A 15,824-nucleotide genomic window follows, 5' to 3' on the forward strand; every position below is an offset into this window, starting at 1 on the left:
CTTTGTCTATTAGTTTCAACAAAGAACTTACGCTTATTTTCTTTGGCATAATCAAGTTTATAAATCTAATATATGAAAATATTTCAATGAACTTTTGTCTTCCGAACACCTATGTTTTCAAAACCTTGTAGGTTTGATGATATACCAACAACACTAAAACAATTTTTTCTATATTGCAGGAAGCGAATCATCGCCAAGACCTGCTATGAAGAAATTCCAACGATTAACTTTTTGCCTTGCCGCATTTACGGTGCTGCTCTTTGGCGCATGCCAAAAAGACAAAAAACGGGAATCTTCTGATAATGGGAAAAAGGAATTTCCCGAATCCGTAAGCCTTACGGACCTGGGCAACGAGCAATGGCGCATGGGCAATTACCAAAAGGCGCTGGACTATTTTACGAAGGCTTACAAAAAGGTAAAAGAAGAGGTCAATGAGAAAGAGATGGCCACGCTGCTCAACAACCTTGGCCTGGTACATTGGCGGCTGGAAAATAACGAGGCCGCCATGGAATGCTACGAAGAGGCTGCGGGTCTTGCCGAAAAAACGGGAATGAACCGCCTGCTCGGGCTTACCCATACCAACCGCGCACTGATACTCAAAGAGCAGCGTGATTTTGCGGCAGCATTTGCCCAAAATAATGCCGCCATCGCGATTTTTAAAGAAATAAACCAACCGCGCGACCTTGCCATTGCCTACAATAACCAAGGGCAGATATACCGCTTTGGTGAAAACCTCGACCCTGCGCTTAGATATTACTTTCTCTCACTGGAAGAATGCCGCAACATAAATTACCCAGAAGGCATGGCCACCGCATGGCAGAACATAGGTACTGTTTATACCAAAAAAGGCGATGCCAGAAGGGCTTTTGATGCGGCACGTAAATGCCTTGCCATAGCACGCCAACTGGACAGCAAGGTGCGCATCAGGGAAGCTTACGAGGAATTGTCGAAAAGCCATGAGCGTTTTGGCACGGCTGATTCGGCATTGTATTATTACAAGAAATACTTTGAAATAGAGCGGGACCTTATGGAGGCCAACCAAAGTGAGCGGCTGTCGCAAAACCAGGCAGAACTGGGACTGGAAGTAAAAAACCTCAGGATACAAAACCTGCAGAACGAAAAGGAAATTGCCAATAACCGCCTGTGGACAACCGCTTTCGGGATATTGGCAGCCTTACTGATAGCTGCATTTGTTATTTATCGCTACTTGTCGCGCATCCGGTTCAAGGAAAAGCAACTCGAACTGGAACTGCTTAACACGCAAAAGATAATCGATGTAAAAGAGCAGGAGCTCAAGACCTACATCATCGACCTTTCACGCAAGAACGCCATCATCAGCAGCCTTCAGGAAGAAACACCGGAAACCCCTGCGCCAATTGAAGCTACGGAAGAAGAAATTACGGCATTGCTGGAGCAAAAGATACTCACCGATGACGACTGGGCGCAGTTCCAGTCCCGCTTTCGTGCCATCTACCCCGGATTCTTTTCAAGGATAAAGGAAAGTGGCATTGCCCTGACGGAAGCCGAAACCCGCATATTAGTACTCATGCGCCTTGAGCTCAATGGCCCTGATATGGCAGGCATACTTGGTATATCACCGCAAAGCGTACGGGTTTGTAAAATGCGCCTTAAGAAAAAACTGCCATCGGACAAATATGAAACCGTGGAAGCTTTTCTGGAATACCTGATACGATAATTTTTTAGCCACGAATTACACGAATTTTTACAAATTTTATTTGGGAACGAATAACCGATATTGCCACACATATTTTATAAACCTGAGGAACTTCATGATCTTATGGTGAAATGGGCAAGAATTAGTGATTCGTGTAATTCGTGGCAAAAAAAAACCAACCAGATCTTTTCTATCTTTATCGAAATTTTTCCGTCAAAAAATGAAAAAAATAATAGTATTCCTCTCGCTATTCGTTTCGATAATCACCTATTCGCAAAATAAAGATTATGCCAAATACGTCAATCCCTTTATCGGAACGGGCGGACACGGTCATACATTTCCTGGTGCAACAGTGCCTTTCGGGATGGTGCAGCTCAGCCCCGATACACGAATTGACGGCAGTTGGGACGGGTGCAGCGGCTACCATTATTCAGATAGTGTTATTTATGGCTTTTCGCACACCCACCTTAACGGGACGGGCGTTTCCGATTTTGGAGATATAATGCTGATGCCTACTATGGGCGAGCCAAAACTTGACAGTAAAAACTATTCCTCGACATTTTCGCATGCCAATGAAAAAGCAGCAGCAGGCTATTATTCCGTAAAGCTGGACGACGATGCGATCAATGTTGAACTGACCGCTTCGGCACGCGTTGGGCTTCACCAATACACGTTTACTAAGAAAGGCCAGGCCAACATCATACTCGACCTGAACCATCGAGACAAGCTTATTATGGGAGAAGTAAGGATCATCGATAACAAAACCATCGAAGTGCTGCGCCGCAGTAGCGCCTGGGCAGCCGACCAGTACGTATATGCCCGCATCGAGTTCAGCCAGCCGATGAAGATAACAGCGGTGAACAACAATGCTTTTGCCCCCGCGAAAGTGACCGATACGTTTTTTGCAGGTTCGCTGTTGGCGATAAGTTTCAGCAAAGAGGTTAAGGCAGGGGAGAAGCTATTGGTTAAAGTCTCGCTTTCGCCAACAGGTTACGAAGGTGCAGCAAAGAACATGAAGGCCGAAATGCCCGGATGGGATTTCAAAAAAGCCAAAGCAGCAGCCGAAAAATTATGGGATAAGGAACTTTCGAAAATAGAGATAACGGAAAAAGATAAAGACAAACTTGCCATTTTTTACACGGCATTATACCATACCATGATGCAGCCCAACATTGCTATGGATGTAGACGGCATGTACCGCGGACGCGACAACCAGGTGCACAAGGCGGATGGCTTCGACTATTATTCAGTGTTTTCACTTTGGGACACTTTCCGGGCAGCGCATCCGCTATATACGCTCATTGATAAAAAACGTACGGCCGACTTCATCAATACGTTTATTAAGCAATACGAGCAGGGCGGCAGGCTGCCCGTATGGGAATTGGCCAGCAACGAAACCGACTGCATGATAGGTTACCACTCCGTTTCGGTCATTGCTGATGCTATGGCAAAAGGCATAAAGGGATTTGATTACGAAAAAGCCTTTGAAGCTGCAAAACACAGTGCTATGCTTGATATTTATGGATTGGATGCCTACAAGAAAAATGGTTTCATAAGCATTGACGATGAGCATGAAAGCGTATCGAAAACATTGGAGTATGCTTATGATGACTGGTGCATCGCACAGATGGCTTCACAGATCGGTAAGATGGAAGACTACCAATATTTCATGAAAAGGTCGCAAAACTGGAAGAACCTTTTCGACCCATCTACCGGGCACATGCGCCCCAAAAAGAATGGCGGATGGGAAAAGCCTTTTGACCCAAGGGAAGTGAATAACAACTTTACCGAAGGCAACAGCTGGCAATATACCTTCTTTGTGCCACACGATATTTATGGCTTGATACATGCCTTTGGGGGTAAAGAAAAATTTGAAGCTAAGTTAGATGAGATGTTCGCAGCGCCATCGGCCACAACCGGCAGGGAGCAGGTAGATATTACAGGACTCATAGGCCAGTATGCCCATGGGAACGAGCCAAGCCACCACATGGCGTGGCTGTATACTTATATTGGCAAGCCCGAAAAAACAAAAGAAAAAGTACATTACATCCTCAATAACTTTTATAAGAATACACCTGATGGCCTTATAGGTAATGAAGACTGCGGGCAGATGAGCGCGTGGTATGTATTGAGCAGTATGGGCGTATACCAAGTGACACCCGGAGAATATAGATGGATACATACTAAGCCTTTATTTCAGCATGTCAAAATAAATTTTGAAAATGGTGAAACTGCGGAAATCACGCCGACCTCTTTTCCTCCTGTTTTAGGCTTTTTTGGCCCGGCGGTGCAACCCTTTGAAACCGAATATATTGTTCCCGTTCCTGTCATTGAAGCCGAGAGCAAATCGTTTAAAGATAAAATGAAGGTCACTATCTCTTCATCGAATAAAGAGGATAGGATATGGTATGTGGTAGATGCCAATAAGGGTAAAATCGATTTTATGGAATACAACGGCCCATTTGATATTGATGCTTCCTGTGCCGTGATTACCTATAGTAATAATTCAGGGAAAGAAAGCAATTGGGTTACAGCTCATTATTTTAAAAAGCCGAACAACTATACCATCAACATTAAGTCAAAATACAACCCGCAATACCATGCCGGTGGCCCGGACGGATTGCTGGATGGAATAAGAGGCACCGAAAACTGGCGTAGGGGTGACTGGCAGGGTTACCAGGGGCAGGATTTTGAAGCGGTAATCGACCTGCAGAAAAAGATGCCGGTAACAAGCATTGCTGCACGTTTCCTTCAGGACACCCGCGCGTGGATCGTATTTCCGACTGAAATAGAATATTATGTGTCTGATGACAATGTGAATTTCACTTTGGCAGAAACTACCACGAATATGATTCCTGCACAAAACTATGATGTGAGGACAAGCAGTTTTGTAGTAGGCCTGAAGAATACATCAGCGCGCTATATAAAGGTTAAGGCGTATAACTTTGGCAAACTGCCCGAATGGCATCAGGGTGCAGGGGGAGATGCCTTTATATTTATTGATGAGATAACAATAAATCAAGCCCCTTAATTCCAGGCCCCTAACCCCCGAAGGGGGAATTCCACTCAAACCCATAACCACACTTGCCGCAAGAGTGGAGTTCCCCCTTCGGGGGATAGGGAGCCTTAATCCAGCTTTTCCGTTAGCTTACTGAAAACCGATTTTGCATCCTTACCTTCATACAGGATAGCATATACAGCATCAATGATTGGCGTTTTTGCGCCGTATTCCTTGTTGAGTTTGTAGGCGCTTTTTGCGGCATAATACCCTTCTGCCACCATGCTCATTTCCATCATCGCCGATTTTACCGTATAGCCTTTGCCAATCATATTTCCGAACATCCTGTTTCTGGAGAATACCGAATAGCCCGTAACCAGCAAGTCGCCAAGGTAGGCCGAATTGTTGATGTTGCGCTTCATACGGTGTACTTTGCGGATGAATTTCTTCATTTCCCTGATGGCATTGCTCATCAATAGCGCCTGGAAGTTGTCGCCATAACCAAGGCCATGCGCGATACCTGCTGCAATGGCATAGATATTCTTGAGCATTGCAGCATATTCGGTTCCCACAATATCATCAGATGTCTTGGTCTTGATGTAATGGCTGTTGAGGTTTTTGCCCATTATTTTGGCCTTTTTCTCGTTACCGCAAGCGATAGTAAGGTAAGACAGGCGTTCCAGCGCCACCTCTTCGGCATGGCACGGGCCTGTAATTACGCCAATGCTATCATAGGGAATATCATAATTTTCATGGAAATGCTGCCCCACGATAAGACTGGTCTCGGGTACAATGCCCTTGATAGCCGAAAAGATAACTTTACCTTCGAGGCTAACGGTTAGCTTTTCCAACTCGCCGCTTAAAAAGGCCGACGGGATGGCAAATATCACATAATCCGCATACGCTACGGCCTCATTTATATCGCTGGTAAGCCTTAGCTTAGTGGTGTCGAATTCTACAGAACTCAGGTAATTCGGGTTATGCTTTTGCAGCTTAAGGTGCTCTATAGCATCATTATTACGCATGTACCATGCTATTTCAGGTACATTTGAACAAAGCATTTTAGCGATTGCCGTGGCCCAGCTTCCGCCGCCAATAACGGCGAATTTAGGAGTGTCACTCATTTTACTTCAATTAATTGAAAAGCCAAAAATACTCAATTTTAAAAGAATGTGCCTATAACCTCAGACTATTGTTCTTTTATAAAAGCGCTTATGGATTTGCAGCACCAAAATTAACATTTTATTATGATTTTACCATACAATCTAAATCCCCTTGCGCCGTTATTCTAATACTATTTTGTTTATAATTTAGGGATATACAAGGTTAGTTAAATTTTTTGTTTTTGGTGTTTTAAAAGGCATTCCTGTGTTTCAGGGAATGCCTTTTATTTTTCTATCCATTTGGCGGCTACAGATTTGAGCAGGTGAAAATTCAAGAGTTCAAAATTGGCTTATAATAATTTATCTTTGAATAAATTCTTTCCAAATGAAAAAACTACTTGCGCTGATATTATTACTTTTCGTTTTGCCCCTGCAAGCCCAGGAATATAAAACGATAACGTACTTTGCTAATGATACGCTCAAACTGGAACTCGACCTCTTCCTGCCGAAAGGGAAGCCTTCCGGTAAATTGCCCTTACTTATCCATGTGCATGGTGGCGGGTTTGCGGGAGGCGAAAGAAAAAACGGGCACCATATCTGCAGTTATGCGGCAACCAAAGGCTACGCGGCGGCGTCTATAAGTTATTCGTTGTATATGAAGGGCAAGAACTTTAGTTGCGGCGGTATATTGCCAGAAAAGATAAAAGCCATCCAGATTGCGGCGAACCAGTTGCAGCAGGCCGTACTATTCTTTATCAATAATAATGATACTTACAGCATCGATCCTTCAAAAATATTTATATCGGGCAGCAGTGCGGGAGCGGAGACCGTGTTGCATGCCGCATTTTGGGACAAAGCCATGATGCAGCTGTATCCGGGGAGACTCCCTGATGGCTTTAAATATGCCGGGATAATATCCGGGGCGGGAGCGATAATGGACATCAACCTCATTAACAAAAATACGCTTGTGCCTGTGCTGCTCTTTCACGGCAGTTGCGACAGGACTGTACCATACGGAACCGCAGCGCACCATTACTGCCCCACGGGGTCATCCGGCTGGTTGATTCTTTTTGGATCCTATTCAATTTATAATCAAATTATCAGCCTCAATGGCAGTACCCGCCTCGTGACCTACTGCGGCGGCGGGCACGACTATAGCGACACCCTCTTTGCCAAAGGGCAGCAAACCATTATCGACTTTATGGACCTGACACTGAAAGGAGGTAGAGAGCAGTCGCATACCGTAATTGCTACCGGCAAGAATTGTGAAGCGAATGGTAATTATAAGTTTTGCAATTAACTAAAAACCTCCCGCAACACTTCAACTGAATTCGGCCTCCTGAAACCATCCAGGTGAAATGCATAATAATCCAGCAGTATTTTTAGCAAAGCCTGCCTTTCGGAGACGTGGAAGGCTTTTGCACTATTGTCAAATTTCAATCCCATCAGCGTACGCAGCAATGCCGTTTCTTCTTCTGAAAGGCAGCTAATGGCATGATAGGGTGTAAAAACACCCTCGGTCATTTCAAAAAAGGCGTGCCTGTCATCGGCCTTGTCGGGATAGAAACCGAGGAACTTCGTAATTTCCAACAGTAGTATCAAATGGAAATTGGCTGCATTATCATGGCTGTCGAGCCAAAGCATTGCCGTTTCGAGGAATGAATATAAGTTTTGGTTCTTCTCCTCTTCCTTAATGCTGTGATGGAGCATTTCTGACAGGAAGATAGCTATCGTTGTTTTAACGATATCTTTATTGATGGAAAAATAAGGATGCGCCATCCTTATCTCTTTAAAATACTCTAAGGTACCTTTGTTTTTGTGGACAGCTTCTATTTCGAGTATGTTGAGGGGCTGGAAATAAACAGTCTTTTGGGCGCTCTTTTTAGAGGAGAAAGCATCCCTTACATAATAGGATTTCAGTCCGTCCGACTCTGTAAAACATTTCACGATAAGGCTTTTTTCCTGGTAGCGCAGGGAACTGATGACTATAGCTTTTGTTTTTACTAACATGGCCCTTGGCTAATAACCCCTGATGATCATCACTTTTTTCACTTTAGTCTCGCTCCCGTCTTCAGACGAAATAAAGATCATATACACCCCGGATGCTACTTTATATTTGCCAAAGGCACGTGTATCCCATAATACGGTTCCGCCTTCGGATGTCGTTTCATATACCAGGTTGCCTTCTATGTCGGTTATCTTAATGTTCGCCTTATCAATAAGGCCGCTTATATTTACATCGCCCTCAAAGGTGGGGCGCACAGGGTTTGGAAATACATACACCTTACTAAGGTCGCCTGCCGCTTCGGTAGAGGTGCCCTTATAGGAAACCATTCCCCTGTCGGTGGCAAAAAAAACTTCACCTGTCCTGGAGTCCATAGCAATATCATTGATATTGTTGCTTGGCAGCGGTGAGTTTTCTTTTGTAAAATGAAAGAGTGTACCCTGCCCGTCAGGTGTAACTAAAAATGCCCCGGCGCCTGCGGTACCTATCCATTTATTATTGGCGCCGTCAACAACAATATCGGTAATTGCCTGTTCGTACATCAGCTCCTGAGCAAGTCCGTCTTCCAGTATTATAATGGGATTGGCGGTCAGTTCGTCTTCTGTCATAAAGCGCTCAATACTTGAAATTACCCTTAGCCCTTTTGTTGTCCCTATCCATAACCGGTTGTTGTTATCAATAACAACAGCTCGCACATCATCAACGGGAAGGTTTTCCTGTCCTTTAACAATAATAAATTTATTATTCAGGCCTTCATTAAAAGCCATAAGGCCATTATGCTGGGTAGGTATCCATTTTGTGTTATTTCGGTCAATAACCATCTTGCCATAGTTATCAATACCGTTCATACCCCCACTGCTAACTTTATCCACCACACTGAAAGTGTCCCAGCTGTCATTTCCCGGATTATATTTTTTAATCGCATTTTTTGCAAGGCTATTGGTCAGCCAAAGATTTGCATTTTTATCAAAAGCACCACCATTCGGGCGCACACTTATGAAAGTTGGTGTTGCCTGTTGCTGGTTTTCGAGTCCGTTAGTCTGATTATAAAGTGCAACAGGCACATCATTTTCCAATTTCAATAACCCTGAATGAAACGAGTGCAGGTAAACTTCACTTTCTTTATTAGGGTTTACCGTAACATCAACTATCGATTTGACGTCCCCTAATATTGCTATATCTTCATAAGGCAGGGCGACCCATCCATTTTCTGTTAGCTTACTTACCCCATGAGTTGAGTAATCCGGCTCATAGACAGAAGAATATCCTCCGAATACCGCCCATAAATAATTTGGTGTTTTTTCGATTGAGAATATGTTGCTCATTAACGGCCCGTTAGGGGTAATATTGCTGATTGCCGAGAGGTTGGTCATTGAAACTGAAAAAACCCCTTTTTCTTTTGTTCCTATAAAAATTTCACCACCTACAACTGTTGCACAGGTAAAGGTGACTGTCTCTCCCGGAATAAGGTTAAGTTGAAATACCTGCTGCAAAGCACTATTGTACACGTTTATCCGGTTGGGGCAGGTAGCCACCATATAGCCGTTCGCATCCCTAAGGTCTGTTGCCGCCGAAGGTAGCTGAAAAAAGATCTGGGCGCCATTCGTAAGGTTATAGCATGAGCCATTTGAATCTGTTGCCAGCAAATTACCAGAATATGCCAGTATTCCTGTCCAGTATCCACCTTCATATTGCTCCCATTGGTTGAAATCATTAAGGTTTGGATTGGCCAGGGATGCACGCCTTATCCCATTTTCGTAAGTAGCTGCGTAAATATAGCCTTCAAAAACAGTGGCTTGTTTCACAGATACTTCTGCACCGCTTGGGCCTAAATAATACGTATCGCCAAACTCCAGTGTCGCCAGGTTAAAAACTGCTATACCAAAGTCACATGAAATATACGCCTTTCCGTCATATTCATAAATATGGTTTATCTTTTTCTTTGTAGAAGGTATGGTCGTTTCCTGTACAATAGCAATCTTGTTGAGTACTGAAAAATCGTTGTTTACCACCAGCAATAGCCCGTTTGAATTACCTACGAGTGTCTTGCTGTATGAAGGGCTGTGATGTATTGCAGTTATTGTTTCTGCTTTAAGGCCATCTACAGATGTTATTGTTTTGATTTCGTTGGTCCCTACGTTTTTAGTAAACATAGCGCTCTCCGAAGCCGCAAATACCCTGTTGTTCGACTCTGTAATGTCCTGGATGTTGGTATAGGAGTAATAGCTTCCCCACAGCTGGTTGCCCTGGCCGGCAGCCACTATGGAAAATAAAATAGAAAATAACAGGAGGACTCGTTTCATCAAAGCAATTATTTGCGCAAATATAAGCTAAAACGCAATTATTCGGTTTTTTGTATAATACGCATAAAAAAAGCCCTCCGCAACGGGAGGGCTTCATCTATCTGTAGAAATAAATTATACTACTCCCTGGGCAAGCATGGCATCGGCAACTTTTACGAAACCTGCAATGTTTGCTCCTTTTACATAATCAATAAAGCCATCTTCCTGTGTGCCATAAGTAAGGCATGCAGTATGTATAGCCGACATGATGCCTTTCAGCCTTTCGTCAACTTCTTCCCTGCTCCAGCTTAGGCGAAGCGAGTTTTGCGACATTTCAAGGCCAGAAGTGGCAACACCACCCGCGTTTGAGGCTTTGCCCGGTGCAAAAAGTATTTTGGCCTCCTGGAACGCGATTACCGCTTCCGGGGTACTTGGCATGTTAGCGCCTTCAGCCACACAGATACAGCCATTGGCAAGAAGCTGTTTTGCCTCGTCGCCGTTAAGCTCATTCTGGGTAGCACATGGCAATGCGATATCACATTTTACTTCCCATGGCTTGCCGCCTGCCACATATTTGGCATTCGGGTATTTGTTAAGGTAGTCGCTTATCCTGCCGTAGTTCACGTTTTTAATTTCCATTACATAGGCAAGCTTTTCTGCGTCAATTCCTGCCTCATCATAAATATATCCCGCCGAATCGGAGAACGTCACTACTTTACCGCCAAGCTGTATCGCTTTTTCGGCAGCATATTGCGCCACGTTACCTGAACCCGAAACTACAACTGTTTTACCATTAAAGCTCTCGCCTTTGGTATTCAGCATGCTTTGCGCAAAGTACACACAGCCGTAGCCTGTAGCCTCAGGGCGAATAAGCGACCCGCCGAAGCTTATCCCTTTGCCTGTAAGCACTCCCGTAAACTCATTCCTAAGCCTTTTGTACTGGCCAAACATAAAGCCTACTTCACGTCCGCCTACACCGATGTCTCCGGCAGGAACATCTGTATCAGCGCCAATATGTTTAGAAAGCTCTGTCATAAAGCTTTGGCAGAAACGCATGATCTCATTTTCAGATTTTCCTTTAGGATCAAAGTCAGAACCTCCTTTACCGCCACCCATTGGCAACGTAGTAAGGCTGTTTTTGAATGTTTGCTCGAAAGCAAGGAATTTAAGGATACTAAGGTTTACCGATGGGTGGAAACGAAGGCCTCCTTTATATGGGCCTATCGCCGAATTCATCTGTATCCTGAAACCCCTGTTTACCTGTGTTGCGCCTTTGTCATCAAGCCATGTAACGCGGAAAAGGATAACCCTTTCAGCTTCGACCATTCTTTCCAAAAGCATTTTACCCTGGTATTTCGGGTTTTTTTCGATAAAAGGTATTACGGTTTCGGCAACTTCATGGACTGCCTGAAGAAATTCGGGTTCGTTAGCGTTCCTTTTAGAAACGGTGTCCATAAAAGACTGTATGCTATCACTCATGTTTTAAAGATATTAGTGTTTAAGAAAACGTTTGCGTAAAATTTTGGCAAATATACATTTTTTGTTTATTTGTTTATGGGTTTATTTGTTGATTTGAGAGAGGCAGTGTAGCATAAACCTATCAACATTATAAACCTATCAACTACGACAGTGCCTGCTCTATATCCGCGATAAGGTCTTCCGCATCCTCAACACCAACGCTAAGGCGCACAAGGTCATCGCTGATACCGATCTCCTTACGTTTGTCTTCGGGTATCGAGGCATGTGTCATCAATGCCGGGTGGTTCGCCAAAGACTCCACACCGCCCAATGATTCTGCAAGGGTAAATACTTTCAGGTTCTCAAGGAATTTAATGGCTTCTGCCTTTTCGCCTGAGGCAAATGTAAAGGATACCATTCCGCCAAAACCGCCTTTCATCTGCCTTTTGGCAAGCTCATGGAACGGGTGGCTTTCAAGGCCGGGATAGTATACCGCTTTTATCTTAGGGTTTTTGCTCAGGTATTCGGCAACTTTCTGGCCGTTCTCGCAATGGCGCTGCATCCTTAGGTGTAATGTTTTAATTCCCCTCAATACAAGGTAGGAATCCTGTGGGCCAAGCGTAGCGCCGGTAGCAAACTGCAGGAAGTGCATCTGCTCCCCAAGTTCAGCATCTTTCATTATTAGCGCTCCGGCAATAACATCGCTGTGCCCGCCCAGGTATTTTGTAGCCGAATGCATTACAATATCTGCTCCAAGGTCTAATGGCCTTTGCAGGTAAGGGGTTGCAAAAGTATTATCTACTGCGAAAAGTACTTTTTTCTCCCTGCATATTTTGGCTACAGCTTCAATATCTGCAAGTTTCATGAGCGGGTTCGTTGGCGTTTCGGCCCAAACCAGCTTTGTGTTTTCATTAAAAAGCGACTTGAATTTTTCCAAATCGTTCATATCCACAAAATGGAATTTTATTCCGCTATCCTTATACACGCGGGTAAACATACGGTAGGTACCGCCATACAGGTCGTCCATCGCTATAACTTCATCGCCTGATTTCAGCATGCGCAGTACACAGTCGGTCGCCGCAAGCCCCGATGAGAAGGCCAGGGCACGGGCACCGTTCTCGATGCTTGCCAGCGCATTTTCCAGTGCGGTACGAGTAGGGTTGGCCGCGCGGCTGTATTCATATCCGGTATGAACGCCCGGGCTCGATTGCACAAAAGTGGAGGTTTGGTACACCGGGGGCATCACTGCTCCTGTAGACGGGTCGTGGTGCTGCCCGCCATGTATAGTTTTCGTGTTAAATTTCATATAACAGATTGTTTGTTTGTCGAAAATTTTAGGCAAATTTACTGTAAATTGGTTATCTGTGTAACAAGGCAGGCAACCTTTTGTAAAAGAATAACACCTTTGCTATATGAAACGCTATATAACTCTTGCCCTTACCTTATTTTTACTGACCGCTTGTAAAAAAGAAAAGGAAGAAACTACACTTACAGAATCACCCGGGACAGAATCCCCTGCAGAATCCGCCGCACTTAGCTTTGAACCCAAAACCTATTCTAAAAAAAGCACCATTTGCAAAAAAGAGTGCACCTATGTGGATATTAAGGTTCCGGAGGCAATGAACGGAAATCCTGCAATTGCCGACAGCATCAACCAGGCATTGTTTAAAATGTCGAGAAGCATAGTTTACTTTGGCGAAAAGCCTACCAATTCGAAAGATTACGAAGAACTTACGGCATCTTTCATTAAATCCTATGACGACCTCGCTAAAAAATTTCCCGAAGAGGCCGAAAATAGCTGGGAAGCAAAGATCAACGCTACGAAAGAATACCAAAGCGACAATATCATCAATTTTAAGGTAAACAACTTAATGTACACTGGCGGTGCGCATGGGTATGAAGGGAACAGGGCGGTTATCATCGACGTAAAAACAGGCAGGACCCTGAAACGCTCTGACATCCTGAAAGATGAAAAAGGGTTTACTGCGTATGCAGAGAAGGAGTTCCGCAAAAAATTCAAGATCCCGGCAGGCAAACCGATTAACAGTGCGGGCATGATGTTCGAAAAGAATATTTTTACGCTGCCGCAGAATATTTTCTATACAGACAAAGGCCTGCTGCTACTATACAACCCGGTTGAAATATCATCTTTTGCCGATGGCGCAAAAGAGCTTGTTTTACCGTACAGTGAGGTAGATCAGTTTTTAAAAGTGAAATAAATTCAGTTCGTGGTTTCGGGTTACGTTTGTCACTTCGAGCGCAGTCGAGAAGCAAAATAACGGTAATGCCGCATTTCGACTGTGCTCAATGTGACATTACCTTATATTTTATCTACAGGCATTCGTCTACAGAAATTTCCGCAAAGACATCATCATTCCAAAATGGATACCCTCATGGTAATTATTAAATGCAATAGCATCCTCAACTGTTGATAATGTAAACCCAAGTTGTGTCTTACGTTCGGTATATTCCGTAAAGATATTTTTATAATAATCCTGCTCCGTCCTCTCGACAGGGCTGAACAGCAGCGACCGGATCTCGTCGACTTCCTTTTGCGTCAGGTCAAATTCCGGTTTGGTGCCGCGCATATATTTGCCCATAAGCTCTTCTCTTACCATTGGCAGCAGGCCCGACCCGTTATATACCAATATCTGTTGCGACACTATTATGTGGCCTATGTTCCAGATAAGGTTATTGTTGAATCCCGTTGGCACTTTATTAAGTTGCTCCAGTGAATAGTCATCAAAAAAGCGGTCGCAAATCTCGCGGCTGGTACGGGTAATCCTGAATTCGTGTTCCATTTTTGTCTGTATTGTTTGAAAGATAAATATAACGATTTTTGTGATTCGACCAGTGAAATTCGCTTAAGACCGTGGCGTATTTTCACCACAAAGTTCATCGGGCAAAGAAGGACCAAGGACACAAAGCTTTGTGAACCTTGTTCGAAAAACCTTGTGCGCTTTGTGGTAAAACATTTTATCGTGGTATAAATCTTTATTTTTGCACCATGAAAAAAATATTCTACCTTAAAACCTGCGACACCTGCCGCAAAATATTAAAGTCGCTTCCTACTACAGAAGAATTTACCCTTCGCGAAATAAAAACGGAGCCTATAACTCCCGAAGAGCTGGAAGAAATGCACCGCCTTGCCGGGAGCTATGAGGCGCTATTTAGCAGGAAGGCTACCCTTTACAAGGAACGCGGCCTGAAAGACGTGCAGCTTACAGAGCAGGATTATAAGAACTATATCATGGAACATTACACCTTCCTGAGCCGCCCGGTGATTGTAGATGGCGACAGCATATTCATTGGCAACAGCCCAAAAAACGTACAGGCTGCCATTGCGCACCTTAGCTAATGGGAAAGCGTAACCTGGCACTTATAGCCGCTACACTGGTATCCATTATTTATGGCGTGACGTTTACCATTGCCAAGGATGTGATGCCTGCCTATGTAAAACCATTTGGGTTTATTGTGTTGCGCGTTGGAGGGTCGGCACTGCTGTTTTGGCTGTGTGCCTTCTTTACTCCAAAACAGAAAATAGCACTAAATGACTTTCCCCGAATTGCGGCCGCCGCCCTCTTTGGCGTAGCGCTCAATATGCTCACATTCTTTCAGGGGCTTTCCCTTACCTCGCCTATCATGGCCTCGGTACTGATGGTTACCACACCCATGATCGTACTGGTGCTTTCGGCCATCATCATAAAAGAAAAGATAGCGGGTAAAAAAGCGTTGGGTATAGCCCTGGGGCTTGCCGGTACTGTAGTGCTGATATTGTATGGAAAGACCGTCAATAGCGGAGGGAATGCCTTGTGGGGCAACTTTTTGGTATTTGTCAATGCGGTGTCGTATGGCCTGTACCTCATCCTGGTAAAAAAGCTGATGGACAAGTACAACCCTTTCACTTTCGTAAAATACATCTACCTGTTCGGGTTTATCATGGTGTTGCCTTTCGGTTGGGAGCAGTTATCGGAAGTCGGTCTTGCCACTATGCCGCAGGATATTATCATCAAAATTGTCTTTGTGGTGGTGTTCTCGACATTTCTCACCTACCTGCTCAACCTGCTTTCGATGAAAGAGCTGAAACCAACAACCGTCGCGGTATTCATCTACCTGCAGCCTTTTTTTGCAACGGTATTCTCCATCTCCCTGGGCAAGGACGAACTGAGCCTTGTAAAGGTACTTTCGGCACTGCTGATATTTACAGGGGTTTATTTGGTGACAATGACGGGAAAAAGCAAATCTGCTGCCTGATCCTTAAAAATCTGGCAATGACTCCCTCTCCATTATTTTTATTAACTTT

General features: G+C 44.2%; 12 protein-coding genes. 6 read left to right on the forward strand and 6 right to left on the reverse strand.

The genetic code is table 11. From position 1 onward, the window contains the following. Positions 1-205 precede the first annotated feature (205 nt). On the forward strand, positions 206-1,696 hold the full coding sequence (locus AAEO56_RS10275; protein WP_341696964.1) for a tetratricopeptide repeat protein: 1,491 nt from the start codon (positions 206-208) through the stop codon (positions 1,694-1,696). Positions 1,697-1,895: 199 nt separating this feature from the next. Next, positions 1,896-4,706: a GH92 family glycosyl hydrolase gene (locus AAEO56_RS10280; RefSeq protein ID WP_341696965.1), complete on the forward strand. Its 2,811-nt coding sequence runs from the start codon at positions 1,896-1,898 to the stop codon at positions 4,704-4,706. 95 nt (positions 4,707-4,801) lie between these two features. On the opposite strand, the gene AAEO56_RS10285 is transcribed toward AAEO56_RS10280, so the two are convergent. Beyond that, entirely contained in the window at positions 4,802-5,797 is a 996-nt protein-coding gene (locus tag AAEO56_RS10285; protein ID WP_341696966.1) for an NAD(P)H-dependent glycerol-3-phosphate dehydrogenase, read from the reverse strand. 364 nt (positions 5,798-6,161) lie between these two features. Here AAEO56_RS10285 and AAEO56_RS10290 point away from each other — a divergent pair, with 364 nt between their 5' ends. Then, complete coding sequence (locus tag AAEO56_RS10290) at positions 6,162-7,076, forward strand: alpha/beta hydrolase (RefSeq protein ID WP_341696967.1); 915 nt, start codon at positions 6,162-6,164, stop codon at positions 7,074-7,076. Here AAEO56_RS10290 and recO read toward each other — a convergent pair. The 4 genes from recO to AAEO56_RS10310 all read right to left on the reverse strand — a co-directional run bounded on the left by recO (position 7,073) and on the right by AAEO56_RS10310 (position 12,827). After that, on the reverse strand, positions 7,073-7,786 hold the full coding sequence (recO, locus tag AAEO56_RS10295; RefSeq protein ID WP_341696968.1) for a DNA repair protein RecO: 714 nt from the start codon (positions 7,784-7,786) through the stop codon (positions 7,073-7,075). The two genes, AAEO56_RS10290 and recO, sit on opposite strands and share 4 nt — an antisense overlap. A 9-nt stretch (positions 7,787-7,795) precedes the next feature. After that, positions 7,796-10,084 carry a type IX secretion system anionic LPS delivery protein PorZ gene (gene porZ / locus AAEO56_RS10300; protein ID WP_341696969.1) on the reverse strand — a complete coding sequence of 763 codons (2,289 nt, stop codon included), beginning with the start codon at positions 10,082-10,084 and terminating at the stop codon, positions 7,796-7,798. Positions 10,085-10,198: 114 nt separating this feature from the next. Next, positions 10,199-11,542 carry an NADP-specific glutamate dehydrogenase gene (gene gdhA / locus AAEO56_RS10305; protein WP_341696970.1) on the reverse strand — a complete coding sequence of 448 codons (1,344 nt, stop codon included), beginning with the start codon at positions 11,540-11,542 and terminating at the stop codon, positions 10,199-10,201. A gap of 142 nt (positions 11,543-11,684) precedes the next feature. Continuing rightward, a complete protein-coding gene (locus tag AAEO56_RS10310; RefSeq protein WP_341696971.1) occupies positions 11,685-12,827 on the reverse strand; it encodes a cystathionine gamma-synthase in 1,143 nt (380 codons plus the stop codon). Positions 12,828-12,933: 106 nt separating this feature from the next. Here AAEO56_RS10310 and AAEO56_RS10315 point away from each other — a divergent pair, with 106 nt between their 5' ends. Continuing rightward, the gene (locus AAEO56_RS10315) at positions 12,934-13,740 is read left to right on the forward strand and encodes a DUF3298 and DUF4163 domain-containing protein (protein WP_341696972.1); all 807 of its coding nucleotides are present in this window, start codon (positions 12,934-12,936) and stop codon (positions 13,738-13,740) included. 126 nt (positions 13,741-13,866) lie between these two features. Here AAEO56_RS10315 and AAEO56_RS10320 read toward each other — a convergent pair whose 3' ends face one another. Continuing rightward, positions 13,867-14,322, reverse strand: coding sequence for a DinB family protein (locus AAEO56_RS10320; RefSeq protein WP_341696973.1), 456 nt, complete (start codon positions 14,320-14,322; stop codon positions 13,867-13,869). Between the two features lie 206 nt (positions 14,323-14,528). Here AAEO56_RS10320 and AAEO56_RS10325 point away from each other — a divergent pair, with 206 nt between their 5' ends. Together AAEO56_RS10325 and AAEO56_RS10330 are read left to right on the forward strand one after the other, a co-directional pair. Then, positions 14,529-14,879 (forward strand): arsenate reductase family protein, encoded by a 351-nt coding sequence (locus AAEO56_RS10325; RefSeq protein ID WP_341696974.1) that lies wholly within the window; start codon positions 14,529-14,531, stop codon positions 14,877-14,879. Further along, complete coding sequence (locus tag AAEO56_RS10330; RefSeq protein WP_341696975.1) at positions 14,879-15,775, forward strand: DMT family transporter; 897 nt, start codon at positions 14,879-14,881, stop codon at positions 15,773-15,775. Before AAEO56_RS10325 ends, AAEO56_RS10330 begins: the two co-directional genes overlap by 1 nt. The last annotated feature ends 49 nt before the right edge of the window (positions 15,776-15,824 follow it).

It is taken from the genome of Flavobacterium arundinis, from assembly GCF_038289855.1.
Taxonomy (GTDB): domain Bacteria; phylum Bacteroidota; class Bacteroidia; order Flavobacteriales; family Flavobacteriaceae; genus Flavobacterium; species Flavobacterium arundinis.

Excerpts from the sequence above, each read along its gene's own strand:
- AAEO56_RS10275 (WP_341696964.1), top strand. The coding sequence starts at position 206 with ATGAAGAAATTCCAACGATTAACTTTTTGCCTTGCCGCATTTACGGTG.
- AAEO56_RS10280 (WP_341696965.1), top strand. The coding sequence starts at position 1,896 with ATGAAAAAAATAATAGTATTCCTCTCGCTATTCGTTTCGATAATCACC.
- AAEO56_RS10285 (WP_341696966.1), bottom strand. The coding sequence starts at position 5,797 with ATGAGTGACACTCCTAAATTCGCCGTTATTGGCGGCGGAAGCTGGGCC.
- AAEO56_RS10290 (WP_341696967.1), top strand. The coding sequence starts at position 6,162 with ATGAAAAAACTACTTGCGCTGATATTATTACTTTTCGTTTTGCCCCTG.
- recO (WP_341696968.1), bottom strand. The coding sequence starts at position 7,786 with ATGTTAGTAAAAACAAAAGCTATAGTCATCAGTTCCCTGCGCTACCAG.
- porZ (WP_341696969.1), bottom strand. The coding sequence starts at position 10,084 with ATGAAACGAGTCCTCCTGTTATTTTCTATTTTATTTTCCATAGTGGCT.
- gdhA (WP_341696970.1), bottom strand. The coding sequence starts at position 11,542 with ATGAGTGATAGCATACAGTCTTTTATGGACACCGTTTCTAAAAGGAAC.
- AAEO56_RS10310 (WP_341696971.1), bottom strand. The coding sequence starts at position 12,827 with ATGAAATTTAACACGAAAACTATACATGGCGGGCAGCACCACGACCCG.
- AAEO56_RS10315 (WP_341696972.1), top strand. The coding sequence starts at position 12,934 with ATGAAACGCTATATAACTCTTGCCCTTACCTTATTTTTACTGACCGCT.
- AAEO56_RS10320 (WP_341696973.1), bottom strand. The coding sequence starts at position 14,322 with ATGGAACACGAATTCAGGATTACCCGTACCAGCCGCGAGATTTGCGAC.
- AAEO56_RS10325 (WP_341696974.1), top strand. The coding sequence starts at position 14,529 with ATGAAAAAAATATTCTACCTTAAAACCTGCGACACCTGCCGCAAAATA.
- AAEO56_RS10330 (WP_341696975.1), top strand. The coding sequence starts at position 14,879 with ATGGGAAAGCGTAACCTGGCACTTATAGCCGCTACACTGGTATCCATT.